This window comes from Frateuria sp. GZRe14, from assembly GCF_051900395.1.
Lineage (GTDB): Bacteria > Pseudomonadota > Gammaproteobacteria > Xanthomonadales > Rhodanobacteraceae > Frateuria_A > Frateuria_A edaphi.
This window is the reverse complement of record NZ_JBHZGJ010000001.1, coordinates 2,222,293-2,238,710: the sequence shown is the minus strand read 5'-3', so window position 1 is coordinate 2,238,710 and position 16,418 is coordinate 2,222,293. Positions and strand designations below refer to the sequence as shown.

Below are 16,418 nucleotides of genomic sequence, written 5' to 3'. Positions count from 1 at the left end.
CCATGCACATCCTTCCAGACGCGCTCAAGGCGGCGCTCGCGCTGACCCTGCTGCATTCGGTGTGGCAGGTCGCGGCGCTCGCGCTGCTCGCAGGTTTGGTCCTGGCGATCCAGTCCACCGCGAGCGCGAAGGCGCGGCATGCGACGGGCATGGCCTTCCTGCTGGCAATGGTCCTGCTGCCGATGCTGACGCTGGTGAACCTGCTCGCCACCCACGCCAAAGTCGCCGACGCCATGACGGTCGTCCAGGGGCCGCTGGCGCGCGTTCCGGTCGTGGTCGCGTCGATCGCCTATGCGCCCGCCAACCTGGCACCGCTGTGGTTGCCGTGGGTCTGGACGTTTGGCGTGGCGACGATGCTGCTGCGCCTGTGTGGCGGCTGGTGGATGGTCCGCAGGCTGGATCGGAAAGCCTGCGATCGGTTGCCCGCGCACTGGCACGCGCGTGCCGAGGCGTTGCGCCAGTCGCTGGGCATTCGCCGCCAGGTAGCCATCCGGCTGCTGCGCGACACGGGATTGCCGTGTTCGGCTTATGCGTGGCGGCCAGTGATCTGGTTGCCGCTTTCGATGCTGACGCGGCTGTCGCCCGATCAGATCGAGGCGCTCATCGCGCACGAGCTGGCGCATATCCGCCGCCTGGACTGGATCTGGAACAGCCTGCAGTGCCTGGCCGAAGCGTTGCTGTTCTACCACCCGGGCATGTGGTGGCTGAGCCGCCGCATCCGGCAGGAGCGCGAGAACGCCTGTGACGATCTTGCGGTGGCGGCCTGTGGCGACGCCATCGTGCTTGCCGAAGCGCTCAACAACCTCGAGCGCTTGCGTGTCGCCGCCCCGATGTTCGCCTTGTCAGCCAAAGGAGGAGTGCTTATGCAACGCATCAAGCGTCTGTTGTTCCCCGATTCACCGCCGCACCGGCTGCGCCTGGGTGTTCCCCTGGCCCTGCTCGCCGTCGCATGTTCCGGCGCGTTGTATGCCGCACAGGCGAACCGTCCGACCGCCGCGGGCGACGTTGCCGCGCAGGAGGTTCCGCACTGGTGGAACACCGTCGGCCATTCGGTCCACATCGTCGCAACGGTCGACGGGCATCTGCGCGAGTACCGCCAGTGGAGCGATATGGACGGTCGCCCGCACGAGTCCTATACGGTCGACGAGCGTCCCTCGCGCATCGACGCCAAGGTGCGCGAGTGGCTGGCGGTCGCGATGAAGCCGCCGGCACCCCCGGTGCCGCCAGCACCTCCGCCGCCTCCCGTGGCACCGCCTCCGCCCGCGCCCCCGGCGCCGCCGCTTCCGCCCCGGATCGAGACCACGCAGGCCTACACGACCGCCATTGCCATGGTGCAACGGGATGCACGCGTGAGTGCCATCTTGGGAACGCCGATCGGCGCGGTCACCGGTCCGTGTGCGCTCAACGGCGATGCGTTCGACTGCTCGATCATGCTCAGTGGCCCGCAGGGCATCGCGAGGTTGCAGGCGAACGGCGAGCGCCGTGCCGGGCAATGGCGGTACTCGCGACTCGAAGTGCTCCCGGAGCGCGGTGATGCAGTCGATGTGGCGCATCACGACTGAGGGCTTCCCTGGTTTTTTTGTACGCAAGTACTAATCAATTAGTAGTAATGAGGAGCATCGGATGAAAAGGTTCCTGTCATTGGCGGCCTGCGCCGCGTCCCTGTGCGGCGCTTCGTCGGTCGTAAACGCACAATCGACTCCGGGACCGCCCCCGCAGCCGGACATGGTCATCGACGCCGCCACGCGCCAGCAGGTGGTCGACACGCTCGTCGCCGACCTGGAGCGCTATTACGTGTTTCCCGACAAGGCGAAGCAATACGCCGCGATGCTGAACGCCAAACAGCAACAGGGCGCCTACGATGCGGTGTCGAGCGCGGAAGGCTTCGCCCGGCGGCTGACCGGGGATCTGCAGGCCGTCAGCCATGACCGCCATCTGGAGGTCCAGTACAGCGCGGAACCGCTTCCGCCGGAAAGCGCGAACACCGAACCTTCGGCGCAGGAAAAGGCCGAGCTCCTGGGCATCGGCCGCAGGCTCAACTTCGGCATCGAGACGGTGGGCCGGCTGCCTTTCAACATCGGCTACGTCGACCTGCATGCCTTCATGCCGCCCGATCAGGTGAGCAGCCGGTATGCCGCCATGATGACCCTGCTTGGCGATACCCGCGCCCTGATCATCGACCTGCGCAAGAACGACGGCGGCGATCCCGACGCCGTGGGACTGCTTGCCAGTTACCTGTTCGACAGGCGTACCCATCTCAACGACATCTACACGCGCACCGACAACCGCAACCATGAGATGTGGACTCGCACCCGGCTGGATGGGCCCCGCTATGGCGCCGCGCGCGAGGTCTACGTGCTGACCAGCGGCAAGACGTTTTCAGCCGGCGAGGACTTCAGCTACGCGTTGAAGAATCTCAAGCGCGCAACGCTGGTTGGCGAGACCACCGGAGGCGGGGCGCATCCGGGCATGCCGCACATGCTCGACCGGCATTTCGCGGTATTCATCCCGTTCGGTCGCTCCATCAGTCCGGTCACCCATACCGACTGGGAAGGCACCGGTGTCGTCCCGGACCTGGCTGTACCTGCGGACGACGCGCTCGCCGTCGCGCAGCGTCGGCTGCTGACCGGCTTCCTGGCGACCGAGAAGGATCCTGAAGTGCGCGATGCGCTGAACAGGCGCCTGAAAGAGCTCCATTGATCGGGTGATGGAAAAAAGGGTCGGCAATACCGGCCTTTTTTTCCGCCTCGAAGGCCAGGGCCGGCTTTGACGGCAACCGGATACGGGACCCGCTCCAATGACCGGTACGGGCCGACCTGGCCCCATGTCGTTCGGGAATATCCATGAGCTCGTACATCTCCGCCGCTGACCTGGGTATCCGCGTAACGGCGGATGACGAGCAAAGCCTCTTCAAGTGGCTGTTGGCAAGCTTTCTGTTCGGCAAGCGGATCGGCCAGAAGGTGGCCGCCGCCACCTGGCGGGTGCTGGTGGAGGTCCATGGCCTGGATACGCCGCGAAAGCTGTGCGGTTGCACGCACGCTCAACTGGTCCGGATGCTCGGCGAAGGCGGCTACGCGCGTTACGACGAATCCACCGCCGCACGCCTGTCGTTGCTGTGCCGGATGTTGCTGGAGCAATACCAGGGCCGCGTGCTCGGCATCTTCGAAGCCGCCGGAAGCCGCGAAGACTTCGAGCGTCGATTGCGGGAGTTCAAGGGTATCGGCCCGGTGACCGTCGGCATCTTCATGCGCGAAGCCGGCCCGGCGCTGTTCCGGTCCTGACGGACGCGCACGCGGCTCTGGTTGCGCCTGCGCTCGACCGGCGAGGCCCGATATGACCTCCGGCGGTTCCAAAAAGACCCCGCTGCGTGCAAAGTCGCGCGACCTCTTTTCGGAAACGTCCGATGACCCGCCTGGCAATTTCCCTTCGCACTACGATGCTGTCGGCAGCGCTGGCCTTCGCCTCCACGGGCGCCTTGGCCGCCGACGCCACGCCCCACCAGGATTTTCTCGCCGCGCACATCGACACGTCGGTCGATCCGGGCGTGGATTTCTTCCAGTACGCGAACGGAGCCTGGCTGAAGGCGCATCCGATCCCGGCCTCCGAGGCGACGTGGGGCATCGGCAACGAGGTGGATGACGAGCTGTATGCGCGCCTGCGCGGCATCAGCGAATCGGCAGCGAAGCAGCCGGCCGCACCCGGCAGCGACACGCAGAAGATCGGTGATTTCTGGGCCACCGCCATGGACGTGGCGAAGGCCGATCGCCTGGGCCTGCATCCGCTGGATGCCGAGCTGGCGCGCATCGACGCGATTTCCTCGCCCGCTGGCGTGCTCGATGCGGTGTTCGCCTCCAAGCCGATCGGCGCCGGCGCGCTATTCCGCATCGGCATCGCGCAGGACGACAAGGACAGCGCGACGATGGCGGTGCAGATCCACCAGGGCGGGCTGGGCCTGCCCAACCGCGACTTCTACTTCAACCCCGAAGCGGGCGTGGCGAAGATCCGCGCCGCCTACGTCGAGCACCTCGCGCGCACGTTCACGTTGCTCGGTCGCAACCCGGTCGCGGCCAGGGCGGCGGCGACGCAGGTGATGGCGTTCGAGACGGCGCTGGCCAAGGCCTCGCGCAAGCTCGAGGACCTGCGCGATCCGGAGAAGAACTACCACAAGATGGCGCCGGCGGATTTCACCGCCAAGGTCACGCCGTCCATCGACTGGAGCGAGCGGCTCGCGGCCTGGGGCATCCACCCGACCTACGTGATCGTCGGCCAGCCGGAGTTCTTCGCCGCCGAGGACCGCCTGCTGCGCGAGACGCCGCTGCCGGTAATCAAGGATTACCTTCGCTACCACCTGGTCGACGGGTACGCGCCGTTCCTGTCCACCGCATTGGATGAAGCGCACTTCGACTTCCACGGCCGTGCGATGTCTGGCCAGCAGGAGCAGCGCCCGCGCTGGAAGCGGGTGCTAGACGAGGAGAACGACGCCATGGGCATGGTGCTCGGGCGCATCTTCGTCAGGCAGTATTTCCCGGTGGCGTCGAAGCAGCGCTACACGGCGATGGTCGAGGCGATCCGCAGCACCTTCCATGACCGCATCGAACGGCTCGACTGGATGAGTCCCCAAACCCGGGCCAAGGCGCTGGCCAAGCTCGCCGCGGTCACGCCCAAGGTCGGCTATCCGGACAAGTGGAAGGACTATTCGGCGCTGGTCGTGGGACGCGATTCCTATGCGGCGAACGTCATGGCGGCGCGGCGCTGGCAGTTCCAGGACAACCTGGCGAAGTTCGGCAAGCCGGTCGACCGCACCGAATGGGACATGACCCCGCAGACCTACAACGCCTACTACAACCCGTCGAACAACGAGATCGTGCTGCCGGCGGCGATCTTCATGGTGCCGGGCGTGCCCGATGACCAGGTGGACGATGCGGTCGCCTACGGCTATGTCGCCGCCAGCACCATCGGCCACGAGATCACCCACGGGTTCGACGACCAGGGCCGCCAGTACGACGCACAGGGCAACCTGTCCGGGTGGTGGACGGCGCAGGATGCGGCGCGCTTCAACGCCGCGGCGGAAGTGATGGTCAAGCAGTTCAATGCCTACGAACCGCTGCCCGGCCTGCACATCAACGGGAAGGCCAGCCTGGGCGAGAACATCGCCGACTACGGCGGCGTACTGCTCGGGCTGGAAGCTTTCGAGAAGACGGCGCAGTTCAAGAAGGGCGGGAAGATCGGCGGCCTGACGCCGACCCAGCGCTATTTCCTCGGCTATGCGCTGGGCTGGATGAGCCAGCAGCGCGAGCAGCGACTGCGCCAGCGCCTGCTGTCGGATGTGCATGCCCCGGCAAAGTGGCGCGTGCTCGGCCCGATGTCGAACATTCCCGCGTTCTACCAGGCGTTCGACGTGAAGCCCGGCCAGCCCATGTGGCGTGCCCCGCAGGATCGCGTGCGGATCTGGTGATGGAACCGGGGTTGCTTTTCAGGGAACGGGCTTGGGCGCCGTTCCCGTTGGCGAAGGCTCGCGCCCGAGGCGATTGATCGCGTCGTTCTCCACTATCGGGGGCGGCGACGGATCACGCGCCAGGGCGAGCATGGCCCGGCCCACGCGGGCGGTCGTGGTCATCTGGCCAGGCAGCAGGCGCACGGCCAGGGCCAGCGCAGGCGATCCGAGCCGGTACAACAGGTTCAGCTGCTTGTGCGGGGAACGGATGCCTTCCACCGGGCGGATGCCACCCGGCCGGAGCATCACGGTAGTGATCGGCAAGGCGGCAAGGGCGCGCTCGGTTTCGCCCTTGGCCCTTGCCACCATCATGCGACTACCGGGGTCCGAGTAGGCCCCGGAGATGTACAGGAAGCGGCCACGGGGGTTGTACCTGGCGAAGGCCTCGGCCACCTTCGAGGTCAGCGTCAGCGTGACATGACGATAGGCCTCCGCGGTGATCCCCACCAGAGGTGCGCCGGCGCAGTAGAGGCACGCGTCGAACCCTGCCAGCCGATCGCCGAGCGATTCCACCTGCGCGAAATCCGGGCAGGACAGTTTCTCCAGCCGGGCATTGTGGATGCCGGTGGGGTGTCGGCCCAGCGCGACCACCTGCGTCACGTCCGGGGCACGCAGGCACTCGCGAAGCACGCCTTGGCCGACCAGGCCGGTTCCGCCGGTGATGAGGATCCGCATGGGCCATCTCCGCTCGTGGGAATCGCGAGCTTAGCCTTAATGGCGCGTGGCCTATGCGACAGCCGCGCGGGAGGGGGCTTCACTGCGATGAGCATTATGCAGGTGCGCGTACAAGGCGCCATGAAAGCGCTCGCGGCTCGTCGCACGGTCGACTTCTGAAGTACGCCACGAGTGGAAGGAGAGGAGCGCTGCGTCGCTCCGTTGCAACGCGGATATGCCGAGGGGCGCCGTAGCGCCCCTCCATGCATCGTTGCTGGAGTGTTGGGTCAGCTGTTCTTGTGGCTCTGCTCGCCCGCTTTCACATGCTGCTCGTGGCTGCCGCCCTGGCTTCCGCTCTGGCTTCCGCTCTGGTTGCCGCGATTGCCGCCGGACGAGCTGCTGCTGGCCGACTTCGACCTGTCGTCGTTCTTGTGGCTCTGTTCGCCTGCCTTGACGTGCTGCTCGTGCGAACCACCACGGTTGTCATTGCTATTGGGCATTTCCGATCTCCGGGATAGATGGGACAGCACGGCTGTTCACCGTGCTGGGCCACCATCCCTCAACGGGCCTTACGTTGCGGTGAGGAGCCGGTCAAGCGATGTTCGCGATGCCTGCTGCCAGCCAAATCAGTCTTCGGCCATCGCAGCTTCTCGCCCTTGCTGGCGGATGAGTGCTTCCTCGCGCGCGTCGATGATGGACTGCATCACGCTGTCCACGTCGACCGCGCTCTCATCGAACGCGAAGCGGCCGGTCAGCTCGCTTTCGGGCTGCAGTTCGCCCTGTTCGAACAGCGCCCACATTTCCTCGGCGTAGTACGTGTCGAGCAGGTCGGGTGCGAAGCGCGATAGATTGATGGTGAGGTTGCTCACGTCCCGCCGCAGCATCGTGCGCGCGGCGTTGTTGCCGGATGCGCTGACCACCTGGGGCAGGTCGATGATGACCGGGCCGTCGGGCGCCACCAGCACGTTGTACGGAGAAAGATCGCCATGGATCAGGCCGACGCAAAGCATGCGCACCACCTGGCGGATAAGGATGCGGTGGTACTCGCGGGCGGTGTCGGCGGAGAGCTCAACCTCGCCCAGTCGCGGTGCCGACTGGCCATCGGCGTCGGTGACCAGCTCCATCACCAGCACGCCGTTGAAGTAACCGTAGGGTTGCGGCACGCGCACGCCGGCGTCGGCCAGCAGGTAGAGCGCGTCCACTTCGGCATTCTTCCAGGCGGCTTCGGCTTCCTTGCGGCCGAACTTGCTGGCCTTGCCGATCGCGCGCGCCTGCCGGCTGCCGCGCACCTTGCGACCTTCCTGGTATTGCACGCGCTGCTGGAAGCTGCGCTGGGCCATGTCCTTGTAGACCTTGGCGCAACGCACCTGGTCGCCCGAGCGCACGACATAGACGGAAGCTTCCTTGCCGCTCTTGAGCGGGCGCAGGACTTCGTCGATGACGCCGTCGTCGATCAGCTCCTGCAAGCCGGTGGGAGTTTTCATGCGTAGGGGCGGGCGGTCAGTGGGAACTGTCCATTATGAACGGTCGGGCATGACTGCGAGCTGCGTCACTGCGCGTGGCCGTGAACCATCGCCGTGCAGGCCCGCGACCGCGGTCGACCCTCGAACCGGCCGTGCTGGCGCTGCCAGGTTTTTCACCCCAGCGGGCGCACGCGGAAGTTGCGCCCCTTGATCTTGCCGGCGCGCAGGCGCTCGAGCGCCTTGTTGGCCAGCGCGCGGGTGATGGCGACGTACGCGCGGGTGGCGAAGACGTCGATCTTGCCGATGTCGTCGGCCTTGAGGCCGGCGTCGCCGGTGAGTGCGCCAAGGATGTCGCCGGGACGCAGCTTGTCCTGGCGACCGGCATCGATGACCAGGGTCTTCATTGGCGCAAGGTGCAAGGTCTTGCCGCGTGGCGGGGCCAGCTTGAGCGCTCGCCAGGGCAGGGGCTCGCCCAATGCCTGTTCGATGTTCTCGGCCTTGGGTCGCTCGCGCGGCGTGCACAGGGTGATCGCGACGCCCGACTGGCCCGCGCGTCCGGTGCGCCCGATACGGTGCGTGTGTGTGTCCGGGTCGTGCGCGATGTCGTAACTGACCACCAGCGGCAGCGCGACGATGTCCAGGCCGCGCGCTGCGACGTCCGTGGCCACCAGCACGCTGCAACTGCGGTTGGCGAAGCGCACGAGCACTTCATCGCGGTCGCGCTGCTCCATGTCGCCGTGCAGGGCCAGTGCGGAGAAGCCGCGACGGTCCAGCTCCTGCGCCACGGTGTCGACCTCGCGGCGCATGTTGCAGAAGACCAGCGCGTGCTGGTCGCGGTCGCGGCCGAGCAGTTGGGCGAGCGCGTCGGGCTTCTGCGCGGGCTCGACTTCCACGAACTGCTGCTCGATGGCCGGCGCGGCCTCGGCCGGCGTCTCCACGGTGACTTCCACCGGCTCCTTCTGCAGCCGCCGGCTGGTGGTGCGGATCGCTTCCGGATACGTGGCCGAGAACAGCAGCGTCTGGTGATGTTTCGCGATCCGGCCGACGATGTCGTCGATGGCTTCCCCGAAACCCATGTCGAGCATGCGGTCGGCCTCGTCCAGCACCAGTGTCTTGATGCCGCCACCGTGCAGGCTGCCGCGCTTGAGGTGTTCCTGCACGCGGCCGGGGGTGCCCACCACGATGTGCGGATCGTGGGTGAGCGAGGCCAGCTGGGGCCCGAGCGGCATGCCGCCGCACAGGGTCAGCAGCTTGACGTTGGGGAGACTGGCGGCGAGCCGGCGGATCGCCTTGCTTACCTGGTCGGCGAGTTCGCGGGTGGGGCATAGCACCAGTGCCTGCAGCCGGATGGTGTCCACATCCAACGCCTGCAAAAGCCCCAGGCCGAACGCAGCGGTCTTGCCACTGCCAGTGCGCGCCTGGGCGATCACGTCGCGTCCGGCGAGGATCGGGGGAAGGCTCTGCGCCTGCACGGGAGTCATCTCGGCGTAGCCGTGCGTTTCCAGGCTGGCGAGCAGGGCGGGCTTGAGGGGGAGCGTGGTGAAGTCGGTCATTCGCCATGATCGCATCAATCGGCGATGCGGACGGGACAGGGCCGGGCCGCCCAGACATCGCGGCAGGCGTGAGGGTGTAGGATGGCCGTTCGCCCTCTGCACCCGTGTACGCTCGTCCTGGCCGCCCGGCGGCCCTCCGCCGCGTTTCCTTCCGTCGCCCCACGGCTGCGGAATTGGCAGAAGTACCAGCCTACTCATCCGCAACGACGATTCCGCTTTTTGCGCCGGCTCAGCGCCCGGCGCACATCGCCCGCGACACACGCGTCGCGACGGTGGCGGTCATTTCCATCCCAGCCCCGAGAGGACTCCCCGATTGGCCAAGATCAACTATGCGTTCGAAAAGCGTCAGCGCGAACTCGCCAAAAAGAAGCAGCAGGACGCCAAGCAGTCCAAGAAGCGTCCCGTACGCGAGGGTGACAAGCCCGACGACCGGTCGGACAACGTTTCCCCGAAGTGAGCGGTGCCGCCTGAAAGCGCCACAGAGACGCAAAAAAAAGCCCGGCGCAAGGCCGGGCTTTTTCTGGAACGGGCGAAAGCCTTAGAGCGGCTGCACCTGGTCGGCCTGCAGGCCCTTCGGGCCCTGGGTCACGACGAAGGACACCTTCTGGCCTTCCTGCAGGCTCTTGAAGCCCGAGGACGTGATCGAGCGGAAGTGCACGAACACGTCATCGCCGCTGGCGCGGCTGATGAAGCCAAAGCCCTTGGCATCGTTGAACCACTTGACGGTACCGGTTTCGGTCTGCGACATCGTTGTATCTCCTTGGAACGGATGAAAAAGCCGCGAAGTGCGGCGGGGTAGCTGGTTACAAGGAGGAAACGGGTGCAACGGTGTAGTGGAACTGCTCTCTACAGCATCGGGCCACAGTTCGCGTGACCCTTGAAACCCAGCCCGGGCACAGTAGTGTCTGTTGCGTCCCGAAGCAAATGTTTTTGTGAACACAGGTTCAACAGCCGCCGGCGAAGTCGGTTCCCGATCGTCGCCGCCGCGCGCATCGGCCCACGCCAGGCGTGCTCCGGCGCCACGTCCGCGCGGATGCCACCTGGCCCGTTTGGCGGCGGGCCCTGTGGCCCGAACGACTGAACGGGACGTCGCCGGAAAGCGGGCACAACAACCCGACATGCCGCGGACCGGCGAAAAGGAGCCGGCCGGAAAAGGGCGGTCTGGTCTGGCGCAGATGCCGGCATCCCCAGCATGACAGGCGGACAAGGGCATCCTTGCCCTTCGTGCGATCAGGAGAGCTTGTTGTTCTGCAGGGTGACGCGGGTGGCCTGGCGGCCGATCTGCCGCTCGCGCTGCGCGCCGCCGCCCCTGCGGGTCGGGCCATGTAATGCGTGCTGTTGTACTGCGGGACGTTGCACGTGATCAGCTCATCGTGCGATTTGCCGTTGACGCGCGCGCCGCTCAGGCCGTCGCGCGGCGGGCTGCCTCGATCGCGGCGATGTCGATCTTCGTCATCGTCATCATGGCGTCGAATGCGCGCTTGGCCACCGCAGGATCCGGATCGGTGACCGCAGCTGTCAGCACGCGCGGGGTGATCTGCCAGGACAATCCCCATTTGTCCTTGCACCATCCGCAGGCGCTCGGGCTGCCGCCGTTGTCGATGATCGCGTTCCACAGGCGATCGGTCTCGGCCTGGTCGTCGGTCGCGACCTGGAACGAGAAGGCCTCGGTCTGGGGGAAAGCCGGTCCACCGTTCAAGCCCAGGCAGGGGATGCCCATGACCGTGAACTCCACCGTCAGGACGTCGCCCTGCTTGCCGGAGGGATAGTCGCCGGGCGCGCGGTGGACGGCTCCCACGGCGCTGTCGGGGAAGGTCTGGGCGTAGAACTTCGCGGCGTCCAGGGCGGTGCCGTCGTACCAGAGGCAGATGGTGTTCTTGCTGGTCATTTCCCTTCTCCAGGTTGGGGCGGTGAGGCCGCCTTAGTCTGTCGACGGTTGAAGGGGTGCCGGATCGACACGCGGGTCGAGAAAAGTCCTGCGCCGTCGACTGACAATCGGCGAAGGCCCTGGGCCTGCCTTTTATAGGGAAGTTCGGATGGCAGCGGGTGGACGCGCGCGACACGGAGCGTGGAGCGGGGGTGACGCCGCACCGTGTCGTGTTCGCGGGCCGCAGGTTCAATCCGGCGCGAAACGCCAGGTGCCGTCGAGGAACTCGTCCAGCTCCCATCGCTTGAACGGCGCCCGTCCCTTGAACTTGCCGAGGGCCGCGGACACGACGTCCCGATTCCAGTGGGTGACCGGCCGGTTGTGCGATTGCAGGTAGTGATCGATGTAGTACTCGGGCGTCCACGCTTGCGTGGAGGAGGCCTGCACCCTGTCGATCTTCCCGACGTATGCCTTGTTGGGGTGACTCGACCAATCGCCCAGGGCCTGGCCGAGTTGTTCCGCGCTATCCAGCATGGTGTGTCCCGTGAGCTTTCAGACAGTGGGTGATTAGTCCTGCAAGCCGGTCCAGCAGCCGTCAAAACGCCGTTCCGGAGCGGCTGATTATGGCTAACCCACGCCAAACGACAGCGCCGGTTAAGACGCCCGTTGCAAGCAGTTCAGGCAATCGGAGTTCCGCGACGAACGTCAGCGGGTGGTTCTTGCGTTCGGCGCGGACGGAACGATGGTGTCCCGCGATTCGCTCGCAGGATTTTGCCCGTAGCGCGCGAGCAGGAAGTCGATCGCGCTGCGCAGCTTGGCCGTGGGGTGGCGGTCCTGCGCGTAGATCAGATGCATCGGCGAGGGCGTGAGCGACCAGTCGGGCAGGACGCGCAGCAGCCGGCCCGCGGCCAGGTCGTCGGACAACAACGGCTCCGGTTGCAGCGCAATGCCGATGCCGCTGAGCGCTGCAATGCGAAGCGCATCGCCCTGGTTGGCGGTGAAACGCCCACCCACAGTGACGACGCACGTGGTGCCGTCCGGCCCGACCAGTCGCCACACATCCGATCGCCGCCAGTACGACATGCCCAGGCACTCGTGTCGGGCCAGGTCGTCCGGTCGCATGGGATGACCGTGGCGGGCCAGGTACCCGGGCGAGGCGGCCAGGATGCGCCGGTAGTGGCGCAACGGCCGCGCGACCACGCCCGGTTCGGTGACGTCGCCGACCAGGACGCCGAGCTCGAAGCCGCCATCGGCAAGATTCGGTGGACGGTTGTCCAGCGTAAGTTCGACGCTGACCTCGGGGTGACTCGCCATGTACTCGGCCAGCGCGGGCACCATGTGGCTGCCGAAGCCGACCGGCGCCACCAGCCGCAGCCGTCCCCTGGGGGCGGCTTGCAGTTCCAGCGCGCTCGCCTCGGCGAGCGCGACTTCGGCCAGGGCCTGCTTGCACCGCTCGTAGTAAAGCCGCCCCACATCGGAGAGCTGCTGTTTGCGCGTGGTGCGGTGGAGCAGGCGGGCGCCCAGCCGTTGCTCGATCGCCGCGACGTGCTTGGCGACCATGGTCGCGGATACGCCGCTCGCTTCGGCAGCGCCCGCGAAGCTGCCGCAGTCCACCACGCGCACGAACATTTCCATGCCAGCCAGCTTATTCATGATTCAAAACCATGGGGTTGGTTATGAAGCAAAGTCTGGCACGTTTATTACGCCCTGGTGTGGCCTCAACATGCCGCGCATACCTTCCGCAGCGAGGAGCGTCGCCGTGCCGAGCCTTCATCTGGACATACCCAGCATCGATTGGATCGTGCGCCCCGTGCGCGGCGAAAAGCCCGGTGGCGGCAAGGCCCGCCCCGCCGAAAGCGTCCGGCTACCAGCGACGCCGGCAGAGCCGCGCAACCGGCCGGTGCGTGACGTGCGGCAGCCGATCCTGCCGCCCGGCCGGCCCGCCGGTGCCATGGCATGAGGTGGAGCAGCACCGATGCGGATATAAGGGAGACATCGATCGACGTGCCGCGGATGCGTCCCGGCGTACCGATGGGCCTTTCCGGCAGGACAAAAGCCATGAACGAGGCGCACGCGCCGTACCACGCGCACATCTACTACGAAGCGGCCAGCCGGCCGCTGGCCGAGACCATGCGCTGCGTGCTCAGCGAGCGGATGGCCGCCGGCGAACTTGCGCCGTTGCGCTTCGTCGGCAGCCTGAGGGACGGCAAGGCCGGACCGCATCCCTTGCCGCAGTTCGAGATCCACTTCACCGCCGACGGACTGGCGGTGGTGCGCGAGATCATCCAGGCATCCGGACTCACCGCGCTGATCCACCCGCTGACCGACGACGACCTCGCCGATCACACGCGACTGGCCGAATGGATCGGCACGCCGTTGGCGCTGGACCTGGACACGCTCGATCCGCCGGGACGCAACAAGGGCGTTGCGCGTTTCGGCTTGTCGGACTTCTAGTCCTTCAGTGGGTGCGTGCTCCATCACCGCGGCGTCGCTGCCGATGGACGCGGCTACGCCGGATGTGATGGGTCGCAAAGGCCGCTGATCAGTGTCGATCCGCGTTGTCGGCCGGTTTTGCGAAAACCATGTCCTCGAGCCGGACCGCGACCACCTTGCCGCGGTCCACCTGGAACGCCATCACGTTGCCGCTGTTGGGCACCAGTTCCACACGGACCTGGTCGTGCTTGGGATAACCGGTGGCGACGGCGTGCAGGCGGCCCCAATGGATGGCCATCGCGCCGTGCCGATCGACGTGGATCCGCATCGTGCCGAGCAGTGGGTTCGCGTAGGTGCCGGCGTAAGCCTCGCGCGGCAGCGTGAGGTGCCAGGGACGGGCGCGGATCGCAGCACGCTGCCTGCGCACTTGCTGACGCAACCCGGTAGCTTCGCCCGGTAGCGCGGCGAAGCGCTTTGCCACCGCCGCTTCGTTGCCGGTCTGTCCGAGCAACGCGCCATACACGTAATCGGCGACCAGATTGGTCATGCGCGGACAGAGCATGTCTTCGTTGCACAGGACCACCAGACCCGCGTTCTCGTCCGGCATGAGCGACAGGTGCGCGTGGAAGCCGGCGAAGCCGCCGAAGTGATGGAGCAGGCGATGACCCTTGTACTCGCCCGTGTACCAGCCCAATGCATAGCCGGTGCGCTCGAAGTCGAGGTACCGGGCTTTCAGGTCTACCTGGGTCGCGTGCGATTGCCCGATGGCGCGGGCCAGCGAGGGATGGTTACCGGCGGGTGGCTCCAGTTGCGCGATCAGAAACCGCGCCAGGTCCGGCGCGGTGGACACCATGCCGCCGGCTGCCTGCATGGTGTCGTCGGACTTGGTGAGATATAGCGGCGCCTGCGGGTCATCGGAAGCCAGCGAATAGGGCAGGGCCATCGCCCAGCCCCGCGCCTGGGCCTGGCTGATGTAGGCGGAGGTCTGCCGCATGCCCAGCGGCTCGAAGACGTCCTGCTGCAACTGTGCCTGCCAGGGACGCTTGAACCGCGCATCCAGCCAGACGCTGGCGATGTTGTAGCCCACGTTCGTGTACTCGAACGTGCCGTGCGCGGCCTCGGCGCCGGTGCCTGAGCGCGCCACCAGCGCCCGCAGCGTGTCCGGATCGTGCAATCCGCTGAACGCCGTCGCCCAGACCAGCGGCTCGTTGTCGATGCCGGATGTGTGGACGAGCAGGTCGCGCAGGGTGACGGCGCCCGCGTCGATGCCAGCGAAATGCAGCCCGGGAAACATCGCCTGCAACGGCATCGCCAGGTCCGCCTGTCCCTGCTGCACTTTGAGCAACACCTCCAGTGCAGTGAACGGCTTGGTGGCCGAGGCGATATAGAAGTCGGTGCGCGCGGTGACTGGCGCACGGCGAGCGATATCGGCCAGCCCGACGTAATCCTGGTAGACGACCTTGCCATCGTGCACTACCGCGATCGCCATGCCGGTCGGGTGGCCGATCGCCGTGTTGGTCGTCGCCACGAGCTTCGCGAGTGGACCGAAGTCGACCGGGGGACTGTCGGCGCGCGCCGGGTGGGCGAGCGCCACGGCGATAGCCACGAGGAGGGGCGCGAGTGGTTTCATGAGCATGGCTCCGCGGGCAACTGTTGCCTGGCAGAGATACGTGCGGCGCCGGTCCGGTTGCGTCAGGCGCACGCGCGCCACGCCAACTTCGCGCGAACCGTCCTTGCGGGGCTCAGCTCCCTGCAGGGCACGTGGCTTGCCGGGCTTTGCGGAAGGCCGACGCGCCGGCGTCGTCGGTGGCTGTGCCTTCGTCGCCGCCATCGAACAGCACGCGCCAGACGCCATCCTTGCCGCGGTGCCAGACGGTAGCGAAGTGGCCGGCGATGTAATGCGGCTTGGCGGTGGGGTCGACCGCCTCCATCAACCAGCGGCCGCTGGAGTAGGCCACATCCTCGATGCCGCCGGTCACGACCTGCGTGGGATACCAGGCCAGGCGCATGTCCTTGCCGTCGATCAGCCCACGCCAGTGGGCCAGGACGGCTTCCTTCCCGCGCTGGGGTCGGGGCGTGTTGGCGGCGAACACGGCGTCGGCTTCGATATGGCTGGCGAAGGCGGCCGCGTCGTGCTGTTCCACGGAACGGGCGAACGAGAGCTCGCGCTGCCATACCGTGCAGCTTGCGTCGGCGGCATGCGTCATGGTCGGGGCGGCGGCTAGGCCGAGCGCGAGGGACAGGAGCGTACGGTTCATGGGCCTACTCCTCTGGACGTGCGGACGGATCGCCCGCGGCCGGGCGATCATCGCGCCGCCGCGGGCTGCGTGCACCGTTTCGTGCATCGGCGCCTGCTGGACCGGTTCCTGGCACGCGCGCGAATCTATGCCAACCTTCCATTCGCGCTGCGCGAGGGACAGACCGGGGCCAACCTGGCCCGCGCCATCGGGCAGCTGCGGACCTGATCACCCAACCGGCGAAGTGGAGTCACGGAATGAACGCTGCGCGCACCTCATCCTTCATCACGACCTTCAATGCCGCCGTCCTCGGTATCGGCGGGGTGGCCCTGCTGTTCGGGTCCGACGAGCTGTTGCCGCGACTGATGCCGGGGATGCCGGCCGGTGCCACGGTGCTCGGTCAGCTGATCTCGGCCGGATGGCTGGCGCTGGCCTGGCTCAACTGGAACCAGCGCCGGATGATCGTCGGCGGCATCTATGGGCGCCCGACGACGCTTGCCAATCTCATGCTCCATCTCGTCAGCGCGTGCAGCCTTGGCCACCCGGTCCTGGCCGGCGGCGCACCGCGCGCGATGGGTTTCCTGACCGTCCTGTTCGCGGTGATGACCGTGATCTACGGCACGCTGCTCATGCGCGGGCCTTTCGGCGCGGACAAGCCGGCGCGAGCGGGCGCGGGAGGCTGAATACCGGCCCGCACACTCGCCGCGGCAACGACAC

19 protein-coding genes are annotated in these 16,418 nt (G+C 66.9%); 8 read left to right on the top strand and 11 right to left on the bottom strand.

The window, feature by feature from the left end; translation table 11 throughout:
* The first annotated feature begins 2 nt into the window (after nt 1-2).
* The 4 genes from ACFWZ1_RS10275 (at nt 3) to ACFWZ1_RS10260 (ending at nt 5,455) form a co-directional block, all read left to right on the top strand.
* The gene (locus ACFWZ1_RS10275) at nt 3-1,562 is read left to right on the top strand and encodes a M56 family metallopeptidase (RefSeq protein WP_439666344.1); all 1,560 of its coding nucleotides are present in this window, start codon (nt 3-5) and stop codon (nt 1,560-1,562) included.
* A gap of 79 nt (nt 1,563-1,641) precedes the next feature.
* Nucleotides 1,642-2,700 (top strand): S41 family peptidase, encoded by a 1,059-nt coding sequence (locus ACFWZ1_RS10270; protein ID WP_439666343.1) that lies wholly within the window; start codon nt 1,642-1,644, stop codon nt 2,698-2,700.
* A 143-nt stretch (nt 2,701-2,843) separates the two neighbouring features.
* The gene (locus ACFWZ1_RS10265) at nt 2,844-3,281 is read left to right on the top strand and encodes a DNA methylase (protein WP_439666342.1); all 438 of its coding nucleotides are present in this window, start codon (nt 2,844-2,846) and stop codon (nt 3,279-3,281) included.
* A gap of 122 nt (nt 3,282-3,403) precedes the next feature.
* Nucleotides 3,404-5,455, top strand: coding sequence for a M13 family metallopeptidase (locus tag ACFWZ1_RS10260; protein WP_439666341.1), 2,052 nt, complete (start codon nt 3,404-3,406; stop codon nt 5,453-5,455).
* Between the two features lie 18 nt (nt 5,456-5,473).
* On the opposite strand, the gene ACFWZ1_RS10255 is transcribed toward ACFWZ1_RS10260, so the two are convergent.
* The 4 genes from ACFWZ1_RS10255 to dbpA form a co-directional block, all read right to left on the bottom strand.
* Nucleotides 5,474-6,169, bottom strand: a complete 696-nt coding sequence (locus ACFWZ1_RS10255; protein WP_439666340.1) for an NAD-dependent epimerase/dehydratase family protein — start codon at nt 6,167-6,169, stop codon at nt 5,474-5,476.
* 266 nt (nt 6,170-6,435) lie between these two features.
* Nucleotides 6,436-6,648, bottom strand: coding sequence for a hypothetical protein (locus ACFWZ1_RS10250; protein ID WP_231320412.1), 213 nt, complete (start codon nt 6,646-6,648; stop codon nt 6,436-6,438).
* Nucleotides 6,649-6,774: 126 nt separating this feature from the next.
* Nucleotides 6,775-7,632 carry a PA4780 family RIO1-like protein kinase gene (locus ACFWZ1_RS10245; protein ID WP_439666339.1) on the bottom strand — a complete coding sequence of 286 codons (858 nt, stop codon included), beginning with the start codon at nt 7,630-7,632 and terminating at the stop codon, nt 6,775-6,777.
* A gap of 152 nt (nt 7,633-7,784) precedes the next feature.
* Entirely contained in the window at nt 7,785-9,164 is a 1,380-nt protein-coding gene (gene dbpA / locus ACFWZ1_RS10240) for an ATP-dependent RNA helicase DbpA (protein WP_439666338.1), read from the bottom strand.
* 313 nt (nt 9,165-9,477) lie between these two features.
* On the opposite strand from dbpA, the gene ACFWZ1_RS10235 reads away from it, so the two are divergent.
* Entirely contained in the window at nt 9,478-9,621 is a 144-nt protein-coding gene (locus ACFWZ1_RS10235) for a hypothetical protein (protein WP_231320409.1), read from the top strand.
* A gap of 81 nt (nt 9,622-9,702) precedes the next feature.
* On the opposite strand, the gene ACFWZ1_RS10230 is transcribed toward ACFWZ1_RS10235, so the two are convergent.
* From ACFWZ1_RS10230 to ACFWZ1_RS10210, 5 genes are all read right to left on the bottom strand, one after another.
* Nucleotides 9,703-9,912 (bottom strand): cold-shock protein, encoded by a 210-nt coding sequence (locus ACFWZ1_RS10230; protein ID WP_231320407.1) that lies wholly within the window; start codon nt 9,910-9,912, stop codon nt 9,703-9,705.
* A 482-nt stretch (nt 9,913-10,394) separates the two neighbouring features.
* The gene (locus tag ACFWZ1_RS10225) at nt 10,395-10,523 is read right to left on the bottom strand and encodes a hypothetical protein (RefSeq protein ID WP_439666337.1); all 129 of its coding nucleotides are present in this window, start codon (nt 10,521-10,523) and stop codon (nt 10,395-10,397) included.
* Nucleotides 10,524-10,566: 43 nt separating this feature from the next.
* The gene (locus ACFWZ1_RS10220) at nt 10,567-11,052 is read right to left on the bottom strand and encodes a VOC family protein (protein ID WP_439666336.1); all 486 of its coding nucleotides are present in this window, start codon (nt 11,050-11,052) and stop codon (nt 10,567-10,569) included.
* Between the two features lie 228 nt (nt 11,053-11,280).
* The gene (locus ACFWZ1_RS10215; RefSeq protein WP_231320404.1) at nt 11,281-11,565 is read right to left on the bottom strand and encodes a hypothetical protein; all 285 of its coding nucleotides are present in this window, start codon (nt 11,563-11,565) and stop codon (nt 11,281-11,283) included.
* Between the two features lie 171 nt (nt 11,566-11,736).
* Nucleotides 11,737-12,684, bottom strand: a complete 948-nt coding sequence (locus ACFWZ1_RS10210; protein ID WP_439666335.1) for a LysR family transcriptional regulator — start codon at nt 12,682-12,684, stop codon at nt 11,737-11,739.
* Here ACFWZ1_RS10210 and ACFWZ1_RS10205 point away from each other — a divergent pair.
* Both ACFWZ1_RS10205 and ACFWZ1_RS10200 read left to right on the top strand, forming a co-directional pair.
* On the top strand, nt 12,683-12,991 hold the full coding sequence (locus ACFWZ1_RS10205; RefSeq protein WP_439666334.1) for a hypothetical protein: 309 nt from the start codon (nt 12,683-12,685) through the stop codon (nt 12,989-12,991). The two genes, ACFWZ1_RS10210 and ACFWZ1_RS10205, sit on opposite strands and share 2 nt — an antisense overlap.
* Before the next feature lie 98 nt (nt 12,992-13,089).
* Nucleotides 13,090-13,485: a DOPA 4,5-dioxygenase family protein gene (locus ACFWZ1_RS10200; protein WP_439666333.1), complete on the top strand. Its 396-nt coding sequence runs from the start codon at nt 13,090-13,092 to the stop codon at nt 13,483-13,485.
* Nucleotides 13,486-13,573: 88 nt separating this feature from the next.
* Here ACFWZ1_RS10200 and ACFWZ1_RS10195 read toward each other — a convergent pair whose 3' ends face one another.
* Complete coding sequence (locus ACFWZ1_RS10195; RefSeq protein WP_439666332.1) at nt 13,574-15,094, bottom strand: serine hydrolase domain-containing protein; 1,521 nt, start codon at nt 15,092-15,094, stop codon at nt 13,574-13,576.
* Nucleotides 15,095-15,206: 112 nt separating this feature from the next.
* On the bottom strand, nt 15,207-15,722 hold the full coding sequence (locus tag ACFWZ1_RS10190; RefSeq protein WP_439666331.1) for a YybH family protein: 516 nt from the start codon (nt 15,720-15,722) through the stop codon (nt 15,207-15,209).
* Nucleotides 15,723-15,958: 236 nt separating this feature from the next.
* Between ACFWZ1_RS10190 and ACFWZ1_RS10185 the strand changes: the two genes are divergently transcribed.
* Nucleotides 15,959-16,384, top strand: coding sequence for a hypothetical protein (locus tag ACFWZ1_RS10185; protein WP_439666330.1), 426 nt, complete (start codon nt 15,959-15,961; stop codon nt 16,382-16,384).
* Nucleotides 16,385-16,418: the final 34 nt, after the last annotated feature.

Coding starts and splice junctions, on each gene's coding strand:
- ACFWZ1_RS10275 (WP_439666344.1), top strand. CDS start 3: ATGCACATCCTTCCAGACGCGCTCAAGGCGGCGCTCGCGCTGACCCTG.
- ACFWZ1_RS10265 (WP_439666342.1), top strand. CDS start 2,844: ATGAGCTCGTACATCTCCGCCGCTGACCTGGGTATCCGCGTAACGGCG.
- ACFWZ1_RS10260 (WP_439666341.1), top strand. CDS start 3,404: ATGACCCGCCTGGCAATTTCCCTTCGCACTACGATGCTGTCGGCAGCG.
- ACFWZ1_RS10255 (WP_439666340.1), bottom strand. CDS start 6,169: ATGCGGATCCTCATCACCGGCGGAACCGGCCTGGTCGGCCAAGGCGTG.
- ACFWZ1_RS10250 (WP_231320412.1), bottom strand. CDS start 6,648: ATGCCCAATAGCAATGACAACCGTGGTGGTTCGCACGAGCAGCACGTC.
- ACFWZ1_RS10245 (WP_439666339.1), bottom strand. CDS start 7,632: ATGAAAACTCCCACCGGCTTGCAGGAGCTGATCGACGACGGCGTCATC.
- dbpA (WP_439666338.1), bottom strand. CDS start 9,164: ATGACCGACTTCACCACGCTCCCCCTCAAGCCCGCCCTGCTCGCCAGC.
- ACFWZ1_RS10230 (WP_231320407.1), bottom strand. CDS start 9,912: ATGTCGCAGACCGAAACCGGTACCGTCAAGTGGTTCAACGATGCCAAG.
- ACFWZ1_RS10220 (WP_439666336.1), bottom strand. CDS start 11,052: ATGACCAGCAAGAACACCATCTGCCTCTGGTACGACGGCACCGCCCTG.
- ACFWZ1_RS10215 (WP_231320404.1), bottom strand. CDS start 11,565: ATGCTGGATAGCGCGGAACAACTCGGCCAGGCCCTGGGCGATTGGTCG.
- ACFWZ1_RS10205 (WP_439666334.1), top strand. CDS start 12,683: ATGATTCAAAACCATGGGGTTGGTTATGAAGCAAAGTCTGGCACGTTT.
- ACFWZ1_RS10210 (WP_439666335.1), bottom strand. CDS start 12,684: ATGAATAAGCTGGCTGGCATGGAAATGTTCGTGCGCGTGGTGGACTGC.
- ACFWZ1_RS10200 (WP_439666333.1), top strand. CDS start 13,090: ATGAACGAGGCGCACGCGCCGTACCACGCGCACATCTACTACGAAGCG.
- ACFWZ1_RS10195 (WP_439666332.1), bottom strand. CDS start 15,094: ATGAAACCACTCGCGCCCCTCCTCGTGGCTATCGCCGTGGCGCTCGCC.
- ACFWZ1_RS10190 (WP_439666331.1), bottom strand. CDS start 15,722: ATGAACCGTACGCTCCTGTCCCTCGCGCTCGGCCTAGCCGCCGCCCCG.
- ACFWZ1_RS10185 (WP_439666330.1), top strand. CDS start 15,959: ATGAACGCTGCGCGCACCTCATCCTTCATCACGACCTTCAATGCCGCC.